Consider the following 19,414-nt stretch of genomic DNA (forward strand, 5'->3'; position numbering starts at 1 on the left):
CGGCATTAACTGCTACCTACTTGGGTTCCACCTACGAAAGGCCTGACATGACCGCCACTCCCACCCTGCCGACGTCGGGCCTGACCGTCCTGACCCTGCCCCTGCGCGATCCCCGCGTTCGCCCGCTCCTGGACGAACTCGCCGTCGAATACGAAACCCGCTACGGAAACCTGTTCGGCACCGGCGGTGCTGCCGAGGAACTGAACCGGTACCCCGCAGAGGAATTCGAAGCTCCGCACGGTGCCTTGATCATCATTCAGGAGAACGGCGAGTCAGTGGCCGGCGGCGCGTTCCGCCGCTATGACGGCCACACTGCAGAGCTCAAGCGGATCTGGACGCACTCGGCCCACCGACGTCGCGGCTTGGCGCGACTGGTCCTGACGGAACTGGAGAATGAGGCTCGACGACGCGGCTACCGGAAGCTCTACCTCACCACCGGCCCGCGCCAGCCGGAGGCGAAAAACCTCTACCTGGCCACGGGCTACAAGGCACTGTTCGACCTCGCCGCAGACCCTGAGGAAATCAAGCATTTGGCGTTCAGCAAGGATCTTGCCGCGCACAGCTAAGCTATGCGCATGGCCAACAAACCCACTGCAACAACTGCCGAAAAACTCGCCACCATCCAGCAGGGGTACACCCTGGAAGGTGCCACCATCGAGCTGGGCGCCGCGATCGTGGACGGTGAAATCCACAAAGAGGCCCAGGTCCGGCTCCCGCTCGCCATGATGAACCGGCACGGGCTGGTGGCCGGCGCCACGGGCACCGGCAAGACGGTCACGCTGCACATGATCGCCGAACAGTTGTGTACGGCGGGTGTTCCGGTTTTCCTCGCGGACATCAAGGGTGATCTGTCAGGACTGGCCACGCCCGCCACCGGCAGTGAGAAGCTGACCGCACGCACCTCGGCGCTGGGGCAGGCATGGTCTGCAAAGAATTTTCCGGTCGAGTTCCTCTCGCTCGGTGGGGATGGCCACGGCATTCCGGTCCGCGCCACCATCACTTCGTTCGGGCCCATCCTGCTCTCCCGGATCATGGATTTGAACGACACCCAGGAATCCAGCCTCCAACTCATCTTCCACTTCGCTGACAAGAACAACCTGGAGCTGATCGACCTCAAGGACCTCCGTGCGGTCATCCAGTTCCTGACCTCGGACGAGGGCAAGGCCGAACTCGCCAACCTTGGCGGGCTCTCCAAAGCCACAGCCGGAGTGATCCTGCGCGAACTGGTCACCCTTGAGGCCCAGGGGATGGAGAAGTTCTTCGGCGAGCCCGAGTTCGATACCGCCGAACTGCTCCGCACAGCACCGGACGGCCGGGGCGTGATCAGCTGCCTTGAATTGCCAACGCTGCAGACCAAGCCCCTGCTGTTCTCCACATTCCTCATGTGGCTCCTGGCCGACCTGTTCGAGGACCTCCCCGAAGCCGGCGACCTGGACAAGCCCAAGCTGGTCTTCTTCCTGGACGAGGCCCATCTGCTGTTCAACGGCGCCTCCAAGGCCTTCCTCGACGCCATCACCACCACCGTCCGGCTCATCCGCTCCAAAGGCGTGGGCATCTTCTTCGTCACGCAAACACCCAAGGATGTTCCTGCCGACGTCCTGGGCCAGCTCGCCAACCGTATCCAGCACGCCTTGCGCGCCTTCACACCCGAGGATGCCAAGGCGTTAAAGGCCACCGTGTCCACGTTCCCCGTCAGTGACTACGACCTCGAAGAGACGCTCACCTCCGCGGGCATCGGCGAGGCCGTCATCACCGTCATGAATGAGAAGGGTGCGCCCACACCGGTTGCTTTGACCCGGCTCCGTGCACCGGAGTCCGTCATGGGTCCCAGCACGGACGACCTCATCAAGAGCACCGTGGCAGCGTCTTCTTTGCTGGTGAAGTACGGCACCGCCGTGGACAACCTCTCCGCGTACGAGAAGTTGAATGACCAAGCCGCCGTATCCACCGGCGATGCTGCTCCAGGGCTGCCACCGGTGCCTTCTTCATCTTCCGGGGGTTCCGGTGCTTCCGGGGGTTCCGGTGCTTCGCAGGCCGACATCGACGCCGAAGCGCGCCGGATCGAGGAAGAGATCCTGGGCCGCCCCAGCTCGCGGTCCTCATCACCTGAGTCCTACCCTGCTCCCGCGCCCGCTCCAGTTCCGCAGCAGGCTCCGGCCCAGCAGGATGGAATGTTCGGTGACATCGCCGGCGCCCTCGGCGGGGCGCTGGGCGGCGGGCTGAAAAGCATGGCCCGGTCCATGGGCACGCAGCTGGGCCGTGACCTCCTGCGCGGCGTCTTCGGCACCTCCTCACGGCGCCGCCGCTAGTCCCCCCTGACTGACACAAGCACGACGCCGGGCGGCAGCAACGCTTGCTGCCGCCCGCCGTCGAGCCTTCTCCAATCGGTGGACATACGTCATATCGGGGCCCTCCTGCACAGTGATCGCTGCCGTGGCAGGTAACGTAAAGGGCGTGCAGTTGAGTCAGGCGTTCGTCAAGACCGCAGCCGGATGGCTGCTCGGTCTGATGCTTGCTGCCGCCGGGGCCATCGTCTGCATCAATTTGGTGAGCTCGTCGGTGGCCAGCCCACAACAGCCCGTCAAGGAGTACCTGGCGGCGCTGCAAAAGGGCGAAGGCGAAGAAGCACTGGGCCTCCTGCGGGCCAAAGTGCCCAGCTCGAACGCCGCCATGCTGGACGGCACCGCCCTGCAAACCGCCGCTTCCAAGCTATCCGACGTCACAGTGGGGAACCCCGAATCGCGGGGCAGCAACCGCATGGCGGTCCCCGTCGACTACACCCTGGACGGCAGCAGACTCCACACCGAGTTCCTGATGGAACGGACCGGGACGCAGTGGCTGTTCTTCGCCAAGTGGGCTTTCGTGCCCACCACGTTGCCCACCATTGAGGTCACAGTGGTCAATGCCAGCGAAGCCACCCTCAACGGTGTGCCCGTCAATATGCCCAATGGCCGGAACACCTTCGCGGTCTTCTTCCCCGGCAAGTACGAGGCCAGCCTCAACGGGACCTTCTTCGAGGCACCGCCCACCTCCGCCCTCGTCTCAACGCGCGACGGCGGCCAGGCTCCCCTGAACCTGCAGACGCGTTCCACCAAGTCCATGAACGAGGCCGTCGCCGGGAAGGTCCGGGAGTTCCTGGACAGCTGCGCGGCGCAGGCCACCGAGCAACAGCGGCTCCAGCCCGATTGCCCGTTCTACCACGCCAGCAACGCACGCGTGGTGGACGGAACCATCAAGTGGGCCATCACGGATTACCCCAAAATCACCATCGAACCTTTCGGCGGCAAATGGGTGGTGGCTCCCCTCAACGGCAAGGCCACCCTGACAGCCCGGGAAATCAACCTGTTCACCGGGTACGTCAACGACCTCAGCGTGGAGCACGATTTCAGCTTCACCACCCAACTGGATGTCGACGCCGACACTGTGACAGTCACCCCGATGCTGACCTTCTGAGCTTCCCTGGCTCGCCGTACTGGTAAGCCGTTGACCAAGTCGGCAGCACTCGCCCACCGTTGACGGAGTCCGAGGGCATGAAAAGGCCCGGGCAACCTCCCTAAGAGGTCAAACCCGGGCCGTTTCGGTCAGTCAAGTGGGCTTAGTCCATGCCGCGCAGGTCCAGGACCAGCTCGGACTCTCCGTCGGCCTGCAGGACTACCGGAATGCCCCAATCCTGCTGGTAGAGGTGGCAGGCGGCGTGGTCCGGGATTTCCCCGTCTTCAGTTTCAGGTCCGTCGCAAGCAGCCGCACGGGCGGTGATGTGAAGGATGCCTTCGGGAACGTCGGCGGACAATTCCAGGGTGCGCAGCAGGCCCACAGATGTTCCGCCCCCGGAGACCAGCAGTTCCGGCGGGGTGGAGGAGATCTTCATCTGCGTGGGGTCGCCCCATCGGTCGTCCAGCTTCTGGCCGGTGGGCGCCGTGAAACGGACGGCCAGTTCCAACGGTCCGGGGGTCACCGGGCTCTTGGGACGGTGCGTCTGTGAAGCGCCCTCGTCCACTTGCTGGGCTTCCTTGGGGATCGGTACCAGGACCAGTTGGTGTTTGTTGGACTCCACCACTACAAGCAGCGGCTCGCTGCCTTCCACCTGGACCACAACGACGTCACTCGGCTCAGCGAGGCCCCTCGCCAACGTGGACACCGACTTGGTAGCGGGGTCGTAGCGGCGGACGGCGCCGTTGTAAGTATCTGCGATGGCTACAGAACCGTCCGGCAGGACGGTGACACCCAAGGGGTGCTGCAACCGGGCCTCAGCGGCATCGCCGTCACGGAAGCCGAAATCGAACAACCCTTTGCCCACCGCGGTTTCCACGGTGACTCCGGAGTCGTTCAGCACCAACCGGCGAAGGGACGACGTTTCCGAGTCCGCAACCCAGATGTTGCCCTCGGCGTCGATTGCCAGGCCGGAGGACTGGGCGAACCAAGCTTCTTCAGCCTTACCGTCCAGCAGGCCCTCCAGACCGGATCCGGCCAGGATGGAAACCTCGTTGGCCAGGGGGTCGAAGGCGAAGATCTGGTGTGTGCCGGCCATGGCGATGACAACGCGCTGCAGCTTCTCGCTCCACACCACGTCCCACGGTGAGGACAGGGAAACCTCGGTGCCCAGACCCAGCGCCCCCACATCGATGGCATCGGCCGCGAAGTCAGCCGGGCCGGCGTCGTGATGCTCAGACCACGTACCGGCGCCCGTGTCCGTCACTCGGGCGGGTCCGGCGTCGAGCAACCGCTGTACACCGTTCCCCGCGACGGTCTGCACGTAACCGGAACTCAGTGTCACTCCACGGAGGCGGTGGTTGACGGTGTCGGCCACCACGGCGTCGTAGCCCAGTTTCCATGCGAGCTCCGACGGGAGCAGCGCGACGCCCTGGGGCTCGTTGAACTGTGCGATCTCCGATTGGCCGTCCAGGTACCCCTTGGTGCCGGAGCCGATAACACGCTCCACGGTTTCCAGGTCCGGGCGGAGCTCCACCAGGCGGTGGTGGCCGGAGTCCACTACGAGGTAGTTTCCGTTCGGCAACTGCGTGGCTTTGCCCGGGAAACGCAAAGTGCCCGACGTCGGCACGGGAGCCACGTAGGGGCCATTGCCGCGGTGGAGGGTTCCCTTGGCTTCATGCTCGGCTACGAGTTCTTCCAACAGGACAGCCAGGCCGTCGGCGTGGCCCTCACCGGAAAGGTGGGCCACGATGTAGCCCTCGGGGTCGACGACCACCAGCGTGGGCCAGGCACGGGCCGTGTAGGCCTTCCACGTGGCGAGTTCCGGGTCATCCAGGACCGGGTGGTGGATCTCGTAGCGCTCAACGGCCGACGCAAGCGCTACGGGGTCTGCTTCGTGCTCGAACTTGGGCGAATGTACGCCCACCGTCACCAGGACGTCGGAGTACTTCTCTTCAAGGGGGCGCAGCTCGTCAAGAACGTGCAGGCAGTTGATGCAGCAGAAGGTCCAGAAGTCCAGCAGCACGATCTTGCCGCGCAAGGACTCCAAGTCCAAGGATTTGCCGCCCGTGTTGAGCCAGCCGCGGCCCTCCAGTTCGGAGGCCCGGACCCGGAGTTGGGTGCGTACGGTTTCGCTCATCAGCGTCCTTCCAGCTTGGTGTTCGGTTCAGTCTGCCCTGCAGAGTCTGCGCGTTCGACATTGTTTCGTTCGGTGTCGCGTTCGACATTGTCGCTTTCGGCATCGCCGCTTTCGGCATCGCCGCGTTCGGCCTGGGCCGTCCGGGATGGTTGAACCGTCCTGGAAGTCTGGGCAGTGCGGTCTGCCATTTTGGCATCGCGGTCGGCGAGCCGGGCAAACATATCGTTGTAAGCGCTCAGGTCGGCGTCGTTATTCCTGTCCGCGGCACGATCAACTCGGCGGGTCTCCCGTTCATCCGAGCGGGACCACATCACGGCCACTCCGATCGCCACCAGCAGCGTGGGTACTTCGCCGATGCCCCATGCTACTGCGCCGCCCAACTGCTGGTCCCCGATGGCTGAAGGACCCCAAGCCCGCCCCAGGTTTCCAAAGTAGTCGGCGGCCAGCAGCCCGGTGCCACCCATGATGGCCACCCCGAAGAACGCGTGGAAGCCCATGGTGGCCAGCAGGAGGAGCAGGCGCATCGGATACGGTGCTCGGCGCGGCAGAGGATCGCTGCCGATCATGCTCAATACAAAGATGTAGCCGGTCAGGAGGAAGTGCAGGTTCATGAGCTCATGGCCCACATGTTCGCGCATCGCCAGGCCGAAAAGGTCCGAGTAGTAGAAGAGGACGATAGAGCCCGCAAAGTTCGCCGCGGCGAACAACGGGTGCGTCACGATCTGCGAGAACCTGGAATGCACAAACAGCAACAGCCATTCGCGAAGTCCCCGTGAGCCGTGGGCCCCTTCACCTCTGGAAGGCAGTGCCCGCAAGGCCAGAGTGACGGGTGCGCCCAGGACCAGGAAAATCGGCGCAACCATGGTCAGGGCCATGTGGTCAACCATGTGTGCAGAGAACAGCACCCGGCCATAAACAGCAGGCGGCCCGGAGGTGATGTACGTCAGCACCACGAGGCCGATCAGCCAGTTCACTGACCGGAACCAAGACCATTTGTCTCCGCGCCTGCGGACCTTGATGATGCCCATGATGTAGGTGACTGCACCAAACAGCGCCACTCCCACCCACAGCCAGTCGAAGCGCCATTCGGTCAGCCAGCGTTCCGGAGTGAGTTCCGGAGGGAGCTCGTAGCCGGAGAGGATGAACGACGGCGATGCATCAGGCGCATAGGTGGTGGGCTGCGGCGGAGCCGAGCGGCCCAGCGCAACGGCAAGTCCCGACGTCGCGCCCATGACCAGCAGCTCAACCAGAACCAGCTGCCACAGCACGCGGCGGGCAGACATGGATCCGTTCTTGCCGAGCTGGGGAATGACCCACTGCCGGTGCATGAACCCGATGCCACCCAGCACCAGCGTGGCCAAGGACTTCGCGACGATGAGTTGACCGTACGGGGATCCGAACAGGTCCGCGGGGTTGGTCACGCGGATGGCGGCATTGATGACGCCGGAGGCGAACACCAGCACAAAGGCGAAGCCGGCCAGAGCCGAGAAACGCCGGAGGGTTTGCTCGGTGATGTCCGGCGTTCCCTTGCTCCGGGAACCCGTGAGTATCCCGGAAAGGACAGCGAGCATGATGATTCCGCCCACCCACGTGGAGACGCCTACGAGGTGGAGTCCCAGCGAGTTGATGGCACCTTCGTGGTCGCTGGAACTCGACGAGTGTCCGATTAAGGCGGTGGGAATGAGGCCGATCAAGGCCAGCAGGAGAGTGAACGCCAGCCCGGTCAAAGATCTCACCCCGAACAGCGCGGTAGTGACCACTGCGGCGATGATGGTGACGGCGAGCCAGGCCTTGCCCGTCTCGATGTCCGTCATGAAGTACACCAGCGAACGGGTGAACTCGGCGTCGCCCGAGAGCCCTTGCCCTGCTACGTCTGCGTAGGTCAGGACGAGCACTGCCACTGCGGACAATGTCCATGCCGCTCCCGCGGCTGCGGCTACGGCGAGGGCCCGGGCAAAAGCGGGGTGTTCGGGTGCGTCAACGTCCTTCTCGCGGGAGCGCGAGCCGCCGAGGTTCTTGGGCAGGATGCCGACGGCAAAAATCAAGCCGCCCACCACAGTTGCCACTGAGACGTTGTGGATGGCCTTTGCGATCGGAAGTCCCCACCGGACCAACTCGCCGGGGTCGGAGACCTGCCGTGCTGCGGAAGCGCCCGAGAAGATGAGTGCCGCGGCGAGCGTCAGGAACAGCGCCGCCAGACCGGCCAATTGCCACGGCAGGGAAATCCCCGCGACTGTAGTGCCTCCCCGCGCTCCCGGCGTGGGAACAGGCGAAGGGGCAGTTGCGGAATTTCTTGCTGATGGCACTCATCCATTGTCCGCTACCTGTCGCAAGGCTGCGAATCGGGGCGGTGCTATGTGGATCACGGGCGCTATGTGGATATGTAGAAAGCAGAAGGGACGGCAACCATCAGGTTGCCGTCCCTTCCAGGCGTTCGCCGAAGAGTAATTACTTCTTCTTTGCGACAGCAGCCTTCAGCTTGGAGCCAGCGGTCAGCTTGACGCTGTGGCCGGCTGCGATCTGGATGGTCTCGCCGGTCTGCGGGTTACGGCCAGTGCGAGCTGCACGGTCGGTGCGCTCAACTGCGAGCCAGCCCGGGATGGTGATCTTTTCGCCAGCGGCGACAGAAGTCTCGAAAACTTCGAACAGTGCATCGAGCACGGAGTTGACTGCTGCCTGGCTGGTGCCAGCCTTGCCTGCTACCTCTGCAACGAGTTCACTACGGTTCTTAGCCATTTACGTCCTCCTGGACTCATACGTTTTTGAGCTTTCAAGCGGAATGCAAGCAAGCCACTGTTCGAAAACTTACCAGCTTGGGCTGACATGGCCAGCAAATTCCGCGTGTTTCCGCGCCTTTTTGACCAAAATCACCGGATTTTCGGGGTTTTTAGGGGTGCTTTACGCCCTTGGCGTACCCTACGCCGTTGGCCGCACCCTCGTGCTGCCCCATCAGTCTTCCCGCTGTGCGCCGTCAGAACAGGACGCGCTGGAACAAAAGGTGGTCCTGCCATTCGCCCGCGATGTGCAGGTAGGCGGGCGCAACGCCGATCCGTTCGAAGCCGCACCGGTTGAGGACAGCTTGGGACGCTGCGTTGTGGAGCAGGGACGCGGCTTGGACCCGATGGAGGCCGAGCTCCTCTGTTGCCATACTCACGACGGCGGCAACCGCGCGCGACGCCAAACCCCTGCCGGTGCATTCCGCATCAATCCAATAGCCCAGGTTGGCGTTCTGGAAAGGGCCGCGGACGATGCCGGTCAGTGTGATCATCCCCTGAATTCCGCGGCTGCCGGTGACGACCCATGGCACTTCGCTGCCAGCGGCATAGTGGCCGAGCTTGGCTCGTATCGAAGCCTCCTGGCCTGCCACGGTAAAGAAGTCATCCCCACGTGTGGGCTCCCATTGCTCCAAATGCCTTCGATTACGCAGATAAGCAGAAGCCAGGTCTGTGGCATCTGAAAGCTCAAGAGGGCGCAGGTTTACCCGTTCGCCTCCCGCTCTGTCCGCGCTTGGGGAGACCGGTCGTGTGAGATTCATCCCCAGACTCTACCGGCCCCTACCCCGACAATTGCGCAGCTCTCTACGGAGTGATAGCTTTTCGCGTGATCGTGAACTTTCGGCAGGAGGTGAGACCCATGAACGCAGTATCCACAGTGGGCGCTCCCTGCAGTCCACGATCCCGCGGCTGAGTTAGTCGCCATGGGGAGCGTCCGTCACGCACTTCGCGAAAGGCGACTCCCTTGAACACATCAACTTCTTCATCACTGAACGCCAGCCCGACGGCGGCGCCCGGGTTACCTGCGTCCGTCCAGTCCCAGCCACAAGTGGATCCCGATTCTGCCGTCACGGGACCGGCGCCCCAACGGGCCTTGGTCCTCGGTGGCGGCGGCTCAACAGGCAACGCGTGGCTGATCGGAGTCATCGCGGGCCTGTTCGATGCCGGGCTGGACGTCACCAACGCAGACCTGACCGTTGGCACCTCAGCAGGGTCCACCGCCGCAGCCCAGCTGGCCGGCGCGACACCAACCGAACTGTTCGATGCCATCGTTGCCGCGGCTCCGCAGGGACAAGCGGGCCATGTTCGGTCAGGCCGGGTTGGGTCTGGCGTGGCTGGGTCTGGTACCCGGCCAGTAGTGGTCCAGATGGAACGAACCGGCAACATCATGAATGCGTCCGCGGACATGGCGGACATGCCCCGCAGATTGGGCGCAGCAGCCATTGACATGGCCGAAGCCATGGAAGGCTCCAGCGCACGATGGCGGGCCACGGTCGCAACCCGGTTGCCCCAAGCGCAGTGGCCGGAACGGGACATCCTCCTGACCGCGGTCGACGCCCGGACGGGTGATCCGGTGACATTCCACCGCCACAGCGGAGTGGATCTCGTCGACGCAGTTGCCGCCAGCTGCGCCAGTGGCTTCGCTTACAGCATCGGCAGCAACCAGTACATCGACGGCGGATACCGCGCCAACGCCGAGAACGCAGACCTGGCAGCCGGGCATGCACGGGTGCTGGTGTTGGCCCCTTTCGGCGGCCGTACGCGGACTCCGTTGGAGTGGGGCATGCACCTCGCTGGGCAGGTGGAGGCGCTGCGAGCCAACGGCAGCCAGGTTGAAACGGTTTTTCCCACCAACGAATCCGAGCATATGTTCGGCGTCAAGGCCATGGATCTGTCCTTGCGTCCGTCAGCGGCCCGAGCAGGATTTCAGCAGGGCAAAGCGTTGGCGCCTCAATTGGCCGATTTCTGGGGCTGACTGGTTCTTGGACGCGTTGGTGTTGGGTGGTTAAAGGGGAAGAGCCCCGACCTGTGGTCGGGGCTCTTGCCTTAATGGTTGTCCGGCGGTGTCCTACTCTCCCACACCCTCCCGGGTGCAGTACCATCGGCGCTGTGGGTCTTAGCTTCCGGGTTCGGAATGGGACCGGGCGTTTCCCCCACGCTATGACCGCCGTAACTCTGTTACCCGTCCCAACCCTGTGGTGTTTGCCTCGGGGTGGGTGGGAAGACTTTTGGTTACAACTGTGGTGTTGTTATTTAGTTGTTGGTTCCTGGAACGGTGTTGTTGTTCGGGAACCACATAGTGGACGCGTGCAGTGTGTTGTGTGTGGTGTAAGTTGTTGGCCTATTAGTACCGGTCAGCTTCACGAGTCTTTAGTCCTCGCTTCCACATCCGGCCTATCAACCCAGTGGTCTGGCTGGGGGCCTCTCACACATAATGTGTATGGAAATCTCATCTTGAAGCGAGCTTCCCGCTTAGATGCTTTCAGCGGTTATCCCATCCGAACGTAGCTAATCAGCGATGCACTTGGCAGTACAACTGACACACCAGAGGTTCGTCCGTCCCGGTCCTCTCGTACTAAGGACAGCCCTTCTCAAATTTCCTGCGCGCGCAGCGGATAGGGACCGAACTGTCTCACGACGTTCTAAACCCAGCTCGCGTACCGCTTTAATGGGCGAACAGCCCAACCCTTGGGACCTACTCCAGCCCCAGGATGCGACGAGCCGACATCGAGGTGCCAAACCATGCCGTCGATATGGACTCTTGGGCAAGATCAGCCTGTTATCCCCGAGGTACCTTTTATCCGTTGAGCGACGGCCATTCCACAATGTACCGCCGGATCACTAGTCCCGACTTTCGTCCCTGCTTGAGATGTCTCTCTCACAGTCAAGCTCCCTTGTGCACTTACACTCGACACCTGATTGCCAACCAGGCTGAGGGAACCTTTGGGCGCCTCCGTTACTTTTTAGGAGGCAACCGCCCCAGTTAAACTACCCATCAGGCACTGTCCCTGACCCGGATCACGGGCCGAAGTTAGATGTCCAAAGTGACCAGAGTGGTATTTCAACGATGACTCCACCCGAACTGGCGTCCGGGTTTCAACGTCTCCCACCTATCCTACACAAGCCACTCCGAACACCAATACCAAACTATAGTAAAGGTCTCGGGGTCTTTCCGTCCTGCTGCGCGTAACGAGCATCTTTACTCGTACTGCAATTTCGCCGAGTTTATGGTTGAGACAGCGGGGAAGTCGTTACTCCATTCGTGCAGGTCGGAACTTACCCGACAAGGAATTTCGCTACCTTAGGATGGTTATAGTTACCACCGCCGTTTACTGGGGCTTAAATTCTCAGCTTCGCCCACAAGGGGCTAACCGGTCCTCTTAACCTTCCAGCACCGGGCAGGAGTCAGTCCGTATACATCGTCTTGCGACTTCGCACGGACCTGTGTTTTTAGTAAACAGTCGCTTCCCCCTGGTCTCTGCGGCCCACACCCGCTCACGGAGAGCAAGTCTCCATCACGGGGCAGGCCCCCCTTCTCCCGAAGTTACGGGGGCATTTTGCCGAGTTCCTTAACCATAATTCTCTCGATCGCCTTGGTATTCTCTACCTGATCACCTGTGTCGGTTTGGGGTACGGGCGGCTAAAACCTCGCGTCGATGCTTTTCTTGGCAGCATAGGATCACCGGATCCCCCCATACGGGAGTCCCATCAGATCTCAGGAACGTGCTCGAAGCACACAGGAACGGATTTGCCTATCCCTGACCCTACATCCTTAGACCGGGGCAACCATCGCCCGGCCCGGCTACCTTCCTGCGTCACACCTGTTAATACGCTTACCTCCCAGGATCAGGTCCCGCGCTCGGCCAAAACCCACAACACCACAAGGGTGAGCGGGCAGGCTCCGGGCGGTTAGTATCCCCCGCTTGGCATGGACGGTTTTTCGCCGGTACGGGAATATCAACCCGTTGTCCATCGACTACGCCTGTCGGCCTCGCCTTAGGTCCCGACTTACCCAGGGCAGATTAGCTTGACCCTGGAACCCTTGATCATTCGGCGGACGGGTTTCTCACCCGTCTTTCGCTACTCATGCCTGCATTCTCACTCGTGTAGGCTCCACCGCTGGTTTCCACCGCGACTTCACTGCCCACACGACGCTCCCCTACCACTCCACACCCCTGAACCACGAAGGCTAGGGCAATGTGTGAAATCCACAACTTCGGCGGTGTACTTGAGCCCCGCTACATTGTCGGCGCGGAATCACTTGACCAGTGAGCTATTACGCACTCTTTCAAGGATGGCTGCTTCTAAGCCAACCTCCTGGTTGTCTTCGCAACTCCACATCCTTTCCCACTTAGCACACGCTTAGGGGCCTTAGTTGGTGGTCTGGGCTGTTTCCCTCTCGACTATGAAGCTTATCCCCCACAGTCTCACTGCTGCGCTCTCACTTACCGGCATTCGGAGTTTGGCTGACGTCAGTAACCTTGTAGGGCCCATCGGCCATCCAGTAGCTCTACCTCCGGCAAGAAACACGCAACGCTGCACCTAAATGCATTTCGGGGAGAACCAGCTATCACGGAGTTTGATTGGCCTTTCACCCCTACCCACAGCTCATCCCCTCCATTTTCAACTGAAGTGGGTTCGGTCCTCCACGACGTCTTACCGTCGCTTCAACCTGGCCATGGGTAGATCACTCCGCTTCGGGTCTAGATCACGCCACTACACTCGCCCTGTTCAGACTCGCTTTCGCTACGGCTACCCCACACGGGTTAACCTCGCGACGTAACACTAACTCGCAGGCTCATTCTTCAAAAGGCACGCCGTCACAACTACTATGCGATCACTCGCGGTTGCTCCGACGGATTGTAAGCACACGGTTTCAGGTACTGTTTCACTCCCCTCCCGGGGTACTTTTCACCTTTCCCTCACGGTACTGGTCCGCTATCGGTCATTAGGAAGTATTTAGGCTTATCAGGTGGTCCTGACAGATTCGCACGGGATTTCTCGGGCCCCGTGCTACTTGGGATACTCTCCAGGCTGCACACAACATTACGGTTACGGGGCTCCCACCCTCTCTGGCCGGCCTTTCAAGACCGTTCACCTATGCCTGCACATCACCCCAACGGTCCGGCAGAACCATCACGGAAAGTCCCACAACCCCGCCCATGCAACGCCCGCCGGCTATCACACATGGAAACGGTTTAGCCTGATCCGCGTTCGCTCGCCACTACTAACGGAATCACTATTGTTTTCTCTTCCTGCGGGTACTGAGATGTTTCACTTCCCCGCGTTCCCCCCACGCACCCTATGTGTTCAGATGCGGGTCACACAATCACCTTGCAGCGTTGTGCGGGGTTTCCCCATTCGGACATCCTGGGATCAACGCTCGGTTATCAACTCCCCCAGGCTTATCGCAGATTCCTACGTCCTTCTTCGGCTCCTAATGCCAAGGCATCCACCGTGTGCCCTTAAAAACTTGACCACACAAAGATCAAAAACTTACTCGAGAGAACCATGACCACAAGGGCCAGGTTCATTCATAAGAAATTGCTGTAGAAACACACCCACCAACCCCCGAAGAGGCCAGCCACAAGTGTGTCTCAGATGCTCGCGTCCACTATGTAGTTCTCAAACAACAACCCCATCAACCAGACCACCACCACCCCACAAACGGGGACAGCGGCAGAACCGGAAGCAGGAACAAAAGAAACACCAGAACGATGCCCTCTGCATTGCTGCAAAAAGGTCCTGTTGCCTCAGGACCCAACAGTGCGCCAAACACAACCCCCACAAACCATGCACCCCGGCAGCGTTCCCAACAACACCCACCCCCCACAAAAGGAGAGCACATGCTGCCGTACTGGCACCAGGACACAACCGGTAAAGGCCATGCCAAACAAGTTTGATTCGTTGATATTCCACCCATGAGCACCCACCGCAGAACAGACGCCTGCGCAATGGGCAACACTGACAACCACCACCACACCCATGCGGGCACAGCAACCAGCTGTTAGCAGCTCCTTAGAAAGGAGGTGATCCAGCCGCACCTTCCGGTACGGCTACCTTGTTACGACTTAGTCCCAATCGCCGGTCCCACCTTCGACGGCTCCCCCACAAGGGTTAGGCCACCGGCTTCGGGTGTTACCAACTTTCGTGACTTGACGGGCGGTGTGTACAAGGCCCGGGAACGTATTCACCGCAGCGTTGCTGATCTGCGATTACTAGCGACTCCGACTTCATGGGGTCGAGTTGCAGACCCCAATCCGAACTGAGACCGGCTTTTTGGGATTAGCTCCACCTCACAGTATCGCAACCCTTTGTACCGGCCATTGTAGCATGCGTGAAGCCCAAGACATAAGGGGCATGATGATTTGACGTCGTCCCCACCTTCCTCCGAGTTGACCCCGGCAGTCTCCTATGAGTCCCCGCCATAACGCGCTGGCAACATAGAACGAGGGTTGCGCTCGTTGCGGGACTTAACCCAACATCTCACGACACGAGCTGACGACAACCATGCACCACCTGTAAACCGACCGCAAGCGGGGCACCTGTTTCCAGGTATTACCGGTTCATGTCAAGCCTTGGTAAGGTTCTTCGCGTTGCATCGAATTAATCCGCATGCTCCGCCGCTTGTGCGGGCCCCCGTCAATTCCTTTGAGTTTTAGCCTTGCGGCCGTACTCCCCAGGCGGGGCACTTAATGCGTTAGCTACGGCGCGGAAAACGTGGAATGTCCCCCACACCTAGTGCCCAACGTTTACGGCATGGACTACCAGGGTATCTAATCCTGTTCGCTCCCCATGCTTTCGCTCCTCAGCGTCAGTTAATGCCCAGAGACCTGCCTTCGCCATCGGTGTTCCTCCTGATATCTGCGCATTTCACCGCTACACCAGGAATTCCAGTCTCCCCTACATCACTCTAGTCTGCCCGTACCCACTGCAGAACCGGAGTTGAGCCCCGGTCTTTCACAGCAGACGCGACAAACCGCCTACGAGCTCTTTACGCCCAATAATTCCGGATAACGCTTGCGCCCTACGTATTACCGCGGCTGCTGGCACGTAGTTAGCCGGCGCTTCTTCTGCAGGTACCGTCACTTTCGCTTCTTCCCTACTGAAAGAGGTTTACAACCCGAAGGCCGTCATCCCTCACGCGGCGTCGCTGCATCAGGCTTGCGCCCATTGTGCAATATTCCCCACTGCTGCCTCCCGTAGGAGTCTGGGCCGTGTCTCAGTCCCAGTGTGGCCGGTCACCCTCTCAGGCCGGCTACCCGTCGTCGCCTTGGTAGGCCATTACCCCACCAACAAGCTGATAGGCCGCGAGTCCATCCAAAACCACAAAAGCTTTCCACCACCTGACATGCGTCAGACGGTCATATCCGGTATTAGACCCAGTTTCCCAGGCTTATCCCAGAGTCAAGGGCAGGTTACTCACGTGTTACTCACCCGTTCGCCACTAATCCCCCAGCAAGCTGGGATCATCGTTCGACTTGCATGTGTTAAGCACGCCGCCAGCGTTCATCCTGAGCCAGGATCAAACTCTCCGTTGAAGTAAAACAAATCAAACAGACACAACCACACCCACCGGAAATAACGGTAGAACACGGCTGCACAAAATTCGAAACCAGCTGAAAACCAGACCACCACACACGGGGGTGCGCAATGATCCAGCCATAATTTCAACCAATTGATAAAACAATCGGTATCAACAAACTTGGCACACTATTGAGTTCTCAAACAACAGACCCCCCAAAACATCACCCACAGCACACCACACAAAGCAGCGCACCCAACAGGGCCATTGGAAAAGAAGAGTTATTTTTGGCCGCCTACCGAACCGTACACACCTTCCGGCTTTCCGTTTCGCACCCGGCGACTCAGAAAACAATACACGCCCCCAACCCCCAACGCAAATCCACCCCAACACCCCACCCCACCCACACCAAACCCACCCCCAAAAACCCCACCAACCGCCGTCGGGCGCTGGCTCCTATCGCTTCATCAGCTCCCGCAACGCAGCGCTGACGGCACTTGGATTTTCCTCGGCTATGAAGTGGCCGCCGTCGAAGGTCATGTGGCGGAGGTCAGGCGCCCAGGCTGCCCAGAGAGCGGCGGCATCGTAGCCCAGCACTGCTCCCCAATCCTGTTGCATCACCGTGACGGGCATCTCCAGAGTGCGGCCGGCGTCCCTGTCGGCCCGATCATGCGTTACATCGATGCCGGCAGAAGCGCGGTAGTCCGCAACGATCGACGCCACTGCCCCGCGTGATGCCCTCAGGTACTCCTCCCGATAAGACTCCGGAATTGCGTCAGGGTCAGCGGTCCACCCGTCCAGGAACGAGGCGAAAAAGGCGTCGGCCGTGGCTTCGATCATGGGCTCCGGGATTCCGGCAGGCTGCGCCATGAGGTACAGGTGCCACGCCACCTTGGCATTCGCGCCCCGGAGAATGTCCCACATGTCCAAGGTCGGCAGAACGTCCAGGGACAAAAGATGAGTCACTGCGTCACCGTGATCCAGGCCGGCGCGAATGGCAACCAGCGCGCCGCGATCATGACCGGCGAGGGCAAAGCGCTGATGGCCCAGGGCCCGCGCCGCTGCAACGACGTCGGCGGCCATGGTGCGCTTGGAATAGGTTTCTTCGTCGCCCTCTGCAGGCTTGTCACTCGCTCCGTAGCCTCGAAGGTCGGGGCAGATGACTGTGTGATCCGCCGCCAGGTCAGCGGCGACGTGGCGCCACATCAGATGCGTCTGAGGGAAGCCATGTAAAAGTACGACGGCGGGTCCACTCCCCGCGACGGCAACGTTCAGTTCCACGTGGGGTGCTACAGGGACGCGGTGGTAGGTAGCTTCAGGTACCAGTGTCAACGTCATGGGGGTCTCCTTCTTCAGATGTGTTCCCCTACTATCCCGCCGCCGAATCAGCGGTGAATCAGCTGGCTCTGCCGTTTGCTTGTCGGCGCCCGTGACTACGATTGACCAGTGAGTACGCCGCAGATCCGAGTCCTCGGCCCCATCGGGGTGAGTGTTGACGGGGTGCGGATGGATCTGTCCAAGCGCAGGCATCGGGAGATCATCGCGATCCTTGTCGCGCTGCGGGGCCGGGCCATCCCCACCGCAGACCTTGCTGAAGAACTATGGGACGGCATGCCACCGAACGGAGCCGTGGGAGCCATCCGGAGCTTCGTTGGCGAACTGCGGCGAATCCTTGAACCACACCGGAAGCCCCGAACCTTGGCCTCCGTCCTGGTCACGGTTGCTGACGGCTACGCGTTGCGGCTCGACGCCAACGCGGTGGACGCCTGGCGCTTTGAAACGGCCTTGGCCGGGGCAGTTGGGGCCGCCCCGACGATGCTGATTCACATTTGTCCGCTGCCCTCGCGGAGTGGAACGGAAGCCCATACCAGGAATTTTCCGAGCGTCCCTGGGCGGTCCCGGAGGCGACGCGGCTGAGCGGGCTGCGGCAGACCGCCGTCGAACGCTGTGCCGAAGCCCGGCTCGCCGACGCCCGGCCAACCGAGGCTGCGGCGATCCTGGAAACGCATGTCACGGCCAACCCGTGGCGCGAGGAAGGATGGCGATTGCTGGCTCTGGCTCTGTACCGGAGTCGCCGCCAAGGCGACGCTCTTGCCGTGCTTCGCAAGGCACGACGTCAGCTGTCCGACGAACTCGGGCTGGACCTCAGCCCCGCCCTCGCGGATCTGGAGACCCGGATCCTCCGCCGGGACCCACAATTGGACCGGCCAGAGTCAGCCAGTTTGGCCCCGATTGCCAGCGCCTATTCCAGTGGCGGCGTGCGGGCCCAACTGGAGGCTTCGAATGCGGTGTTGGGCAGCCTTGCGGTCGCCGGCGATCTCCAGACAGCCCGTCAGCAACGTCTTGCTGCCATCGAGGCGGCCGCCGGCCTCAACAATCCCGATTTCGCCGCGAGAATCATCGGAGGTTACGACGTCCCCGGGATATGGACTCGAACGGACGATCCCGCTGCTGCTGCCGCTGTGGTCACCGCGGCTGAGGATGCGCTGGCTTCACCCGCCCACCTCAGCGACCGCAGCCGGGCCCGTCTTCTGGCGACGATCGCCATGGAGTCCCGCGGAACGGCGAGCAGGCAGGCCGAAGCGGCCGAGGCCGTCAATTTGGCCCGAAATGTGGGCGACAGCCACCTTCTTTGCTTTGCCTTGAGCGCAGATTTCATGCAGGCATTCGCCCGCACGGGCCTGGCAAAGCACCGTGAAAACATCGGTCGGCAGCTGATAGCAACAGCGTTCGACGCCGATTCGCCCACCTTTGAGATCAACGGGCGCCTGATTCGGATGCAGGCCCTCTGCGCTTTGTCCGACATTGATTCCGCCCTTCTTGAAGCCAATGCAGTGGACCAGTTGGCCGTGCGTCACGAGCGCCCCTTGGCAGCGGTGTTTACCCGATGGTTCCGCTGGACGTTCCTCGACGGCGGTGCGACGCCTCCTGTACCTGAGGAAATGCCAGGGTTCAGCGAAGGAATCCTTGCGTTTGCGTCGTTCACGCGGCAACTACGCAACGGGGACGAACTGGTTGACGGGGACTTCGGCCCCTACGAACCATGGGTGCGCCCAATTCTGCTGCTGCGGTCCGGTCATCAAACCAACGCTTGGGCCGCGCTTCTGCAGCTACCGGATCCGCCACAGGACCTCTTGCTGGAGGCCACCTGGTGCGTTCTGGCCCAGACTGCCTGCGAACTGCGTGAACCATCCACGATCAGCCGGGCCCTTACGGCGCTAACGCCAGCCACCGGAGAACGAGCAGCCGAGAGTGGGGTGATTGATGCCGGCAGCGTCGACCACTACTTGGGAATGCTCCGGGCTGCAGGGGCGGGCCCGGGGTAGGCGGTGTATTGGTGGACGCGTTGGTGTTGGGTGGTTAAAGGGGAAGAGCCCCGACCTGTGGTCGGGGCTCTTGCCTTAATGGTTGTCCGGCGGTGTCCTACTCTCCCACACCCTCCCGGGTGCAGTACCATCGGCGCTGTGGGTCTTAGCTTCCGGGTTCGGAATGGGACCGGGCGTTTCCCCCACGCTATGACCGCCGTAACTCTGTTACCCGTCCCGG

General features: G+C 61.4%; 11 protein-coding genes and 4 rRNA genes. 6 read left to right on the forward strand and 9 right to left on the reverse strand.

Going from position 1 to position 19,414, the window contains the following annotated elements; genetic code table 11:
- The first annotated feature begins 47 nt into the window (after positions 1–47).
- The 3 genes from CGK93_RS20900 to CGK93_RS20910 all read left to right on the forward strand — a co-directional run bounded on the left by CGK93_RS20900 (position 48) and on the right by CGK93_RS20910 (position 3,453).
- Positions 48–566, forward strand: coding sequence for a GNAT family N-acetyltransferase (locus CGK93_RS20900; protein WP_089597668.1), 519 nt, complete (start codon positions 48–50; stop codon positions 564–566).
- Between the two features lie 3 nt (positions 567–569).
- On the forward strand, positions 570–2,309 hold the full coding sequence (locus CGK93_RS20905) for a helicase HerA-like domain-containing protein (RefSeq protein WP_089596474.1): 1,740 nt from the start codon (positions 570–572) through the stop codon (positions 2,307–2,309).
- Between the two features lie 115 nt (positions 2,310–2,424).
- Positions 2,425–3,453: a hypothetical protein gene (locus tag CGK93_RS20910; RefSeq protein WP_089597670.1), complete on the forward strand. Its 1,029-nt coding sequence runs from the start codon at positions 2,425–2,427 to the stop codon at positions 3,451–3,453.
- 142 nt (positions 3,454–3,595) lie between these two features.
- On the opposite strand, the gene CGK93_RS20915 is transcribed toward CGK93_RS20910, so the two are convergent.
- The 4 genes from CGK93_RS20915 to CGK93_RS20930 all read right to left on the reverse strand — a co-directional run bounded on the left by CGK93_RS20915 (position 3,596) and on the right by CGK93_RS20930 (position 9,104).
- Complete coding sequence (locus CGK93_RS20915; RefSeq protein ID WP_089596475.1) at positions 3,596–5,569, reverse strand: NHL domain-containing thioredoxin family protein; 1,974 nt, start codon at positions 5,567–5,569, stop codon at positions 3,596–3,598.
- Positions 5,569–7,875: a cytochrome c oxidase assembly protein gene (locus CGK93_RS20920; protein ID WP_442857002.1), complete on the reverse strand. Its 2,307-nt coding sequence runs from the start codon at positions 7,873–7,875 to the stop codon at positions 5,569–5,571. Before CGK93_RS20920 ends, CGK93_RS20915 begins: the two co-directional genes overlap by 1 nt.
- Positions 7,876–8,017: 142 nt before the next feature.
- Entirely contained in the window at positions 8,018–8,305 is a 288-nt protein-coding gene (locus CGK93_RS20925; RefSeq protein ID WP_011776355.1) for an HU family DNA-binding protein, read from the reverse strand.
- A gap of 235 nt (positions 8,306–8,540) precedes the next feature.
- Positions 8,541–9,104, reverse strand: a complete 564-nt coding sequence (locus tag CGK93_RS20930; RefSeq protein ID WP_089596476.1) for a GNAT family N-acetyltransferase — start codon at positions 9,102–9,104, stop codon at positions 8,541–8,543.
- Between the two features lie 203 nt (positions 9,105–9,307).
- Here CGK93_RS20930 and CGK93_RS20935 point away from each other — a divergent pair, with 203 nt between their 5' ends.
- Positions 9,308–10,318, forward strand: a complete 1,011-nt coding sequence (locus tag CGK93_RS20935; protein ID WP_089596477.1) for a patatin-like phospholipase family protein — start codon at positions 9,308–9,310, stop codon at positions 10,316–10,318.
- Between the two features lie 80 nt (positions 10,319–10,398).
- Here the strand turns inward: CGK93_RS20935 and rrf (CGK93_RS20940) are convergent.
- The 4 genes from rrf (CGK93_RS20940) to CGK93_RS20955 all read right to left on the reverse strand — a co-directional run bounded on the left by rrf (CGK93_RS20940) (position 10,399) and on the right by CGK93_RS20955 (position 17,206).
- Positions 10,399–10,515: ribosomal RNA gene (gene rrf, locus CGK93_RS20940) — 5S ribosomal RNA — on the reverse strand.
- Between the two features lie 151 nt (positions 10,516–10,666).
- A 23S ribosomal RNA gene (locus tag CGK93_RS20945) occupies positions 10,667–13,822 on the reverse strand.
- Between the two features lie 543 nt (positions 13,823–14,365).
- Positions 14,366–15,884, reverse strand: a 16S ribosomal RNA gene (locus tag CGK93_RS20950).
- The 16S, 23S and 5S rRNA genes sit together here, the layout of an rRNA operon.
- Positions 15,885–16,324: 440 nt before the next feature.
- Complete coding sequence (locus tag CGK93_RS20955; protein ID WP_089596478.1) at positions 16,325–17,206, reverse strand: alpha/beta fold hydrolase; 882 nt, start codon at positions 17,204–17,206, stop codon at positions 16,325–16,327.
- A 108-nt stretch (positions 17,207–17,314) separates the two neighbouring features.
- Here CGK93_RS20955 and CGK93_RS24310 point away from each other — a divergent pair, with 108 nt between their 5' ends.
- Both CGK93_RS24310 and CGK93_RS20960 read left to right on the forward strand, forming a co-directional pair.
- Complete coding sequence (locus tag CGK93_RS24310) at positions 17,315–17,785, forward strand: AfsR/SARP family transcriptional regulator (protein WP_232481441.1); 471 nt, start codon at positions 17,315–17,317, stop codon at positions 17,783–17,785.
- Positions 17,698–19,194 (forward strand): AfsR/SARP family transcriptional regulator, encoded by a 1,497-nt coding sequence (locus tag CGK93_RS20960; protein WP_232481442.1) that lies wholly within the window; start codon positions 17,698–17,700, stop codon positions 19,192–19,194. The genes CGK93_RS24310 and CGK93_RS20960 overlap by 88 nt, the downstream gene beginning before the upstream one ends.
- 84 nt (positions 19,195–19,278) lie before the next feature.
- On the opposite strand, the gene rrf (CGK93_RS20965) is transcribed toward CGK93_RS20960, so the two are convergent.
- Positions 19,279–19,395 (reverse strand): 5S ribosomal RNA (gene rrf / locus CGK93_RS20965).
- Positions 19,396–19,414 lie beyond the last annotated feature (19 nt).

It is taken from the genome of Arthrobacter sp. YN, assembly GCF_002224285.1.
Classification (GTDB): domain Bacteria; phylum Actinomycetota; class Actinomycetes; order Actinomycetales; family Micrococcaceae; genus Arthrobacter.

Coding starts and splice junctions, on each gene's coding strand:
- CGK93_RS20900 (WP_089597668.1), top strand. CDS start 48: ATGACCGCCACTCCCACCCTGCCGACGTCGGGCCTGACCGTCCTGACC.
- CGK93_RS20905 (WP_089596474.1), top strand. CDS start 570: ATGCGCATGGCCAACAAACCCACTGCAACAACTGCCGAAAAACTCGCC.
- CGK93_RS20915 (WP_089596475.1), bottom strand. CDS start 5,569: ATGAGCGAAACCGTACGCACCCAACTCCGGGTCCGGGCCTCCGAACTG.
- CGK93_RS20925 (WP_011776355.1), bottom strand. CDS start 8,305: ATGGCTAAGAACCGTAGTGAACTCGTTGCAGAGGTAGCAGGCAAGGCT.
- CGK93_RS20930 (WP_089596476.1), bottom strand. CDS start 9,104: ATGAATCTCACACGACCGGTCTCCCCAAGCGCGGACAGAGCGGGAGGC.
- CGK93_RS20955 (WP_089596478.1), bottom strand. CDS start 17,206: ATGACGTTGACACTGGTACCTGAAGCTACCTACCACCGCGTCCCTGTA.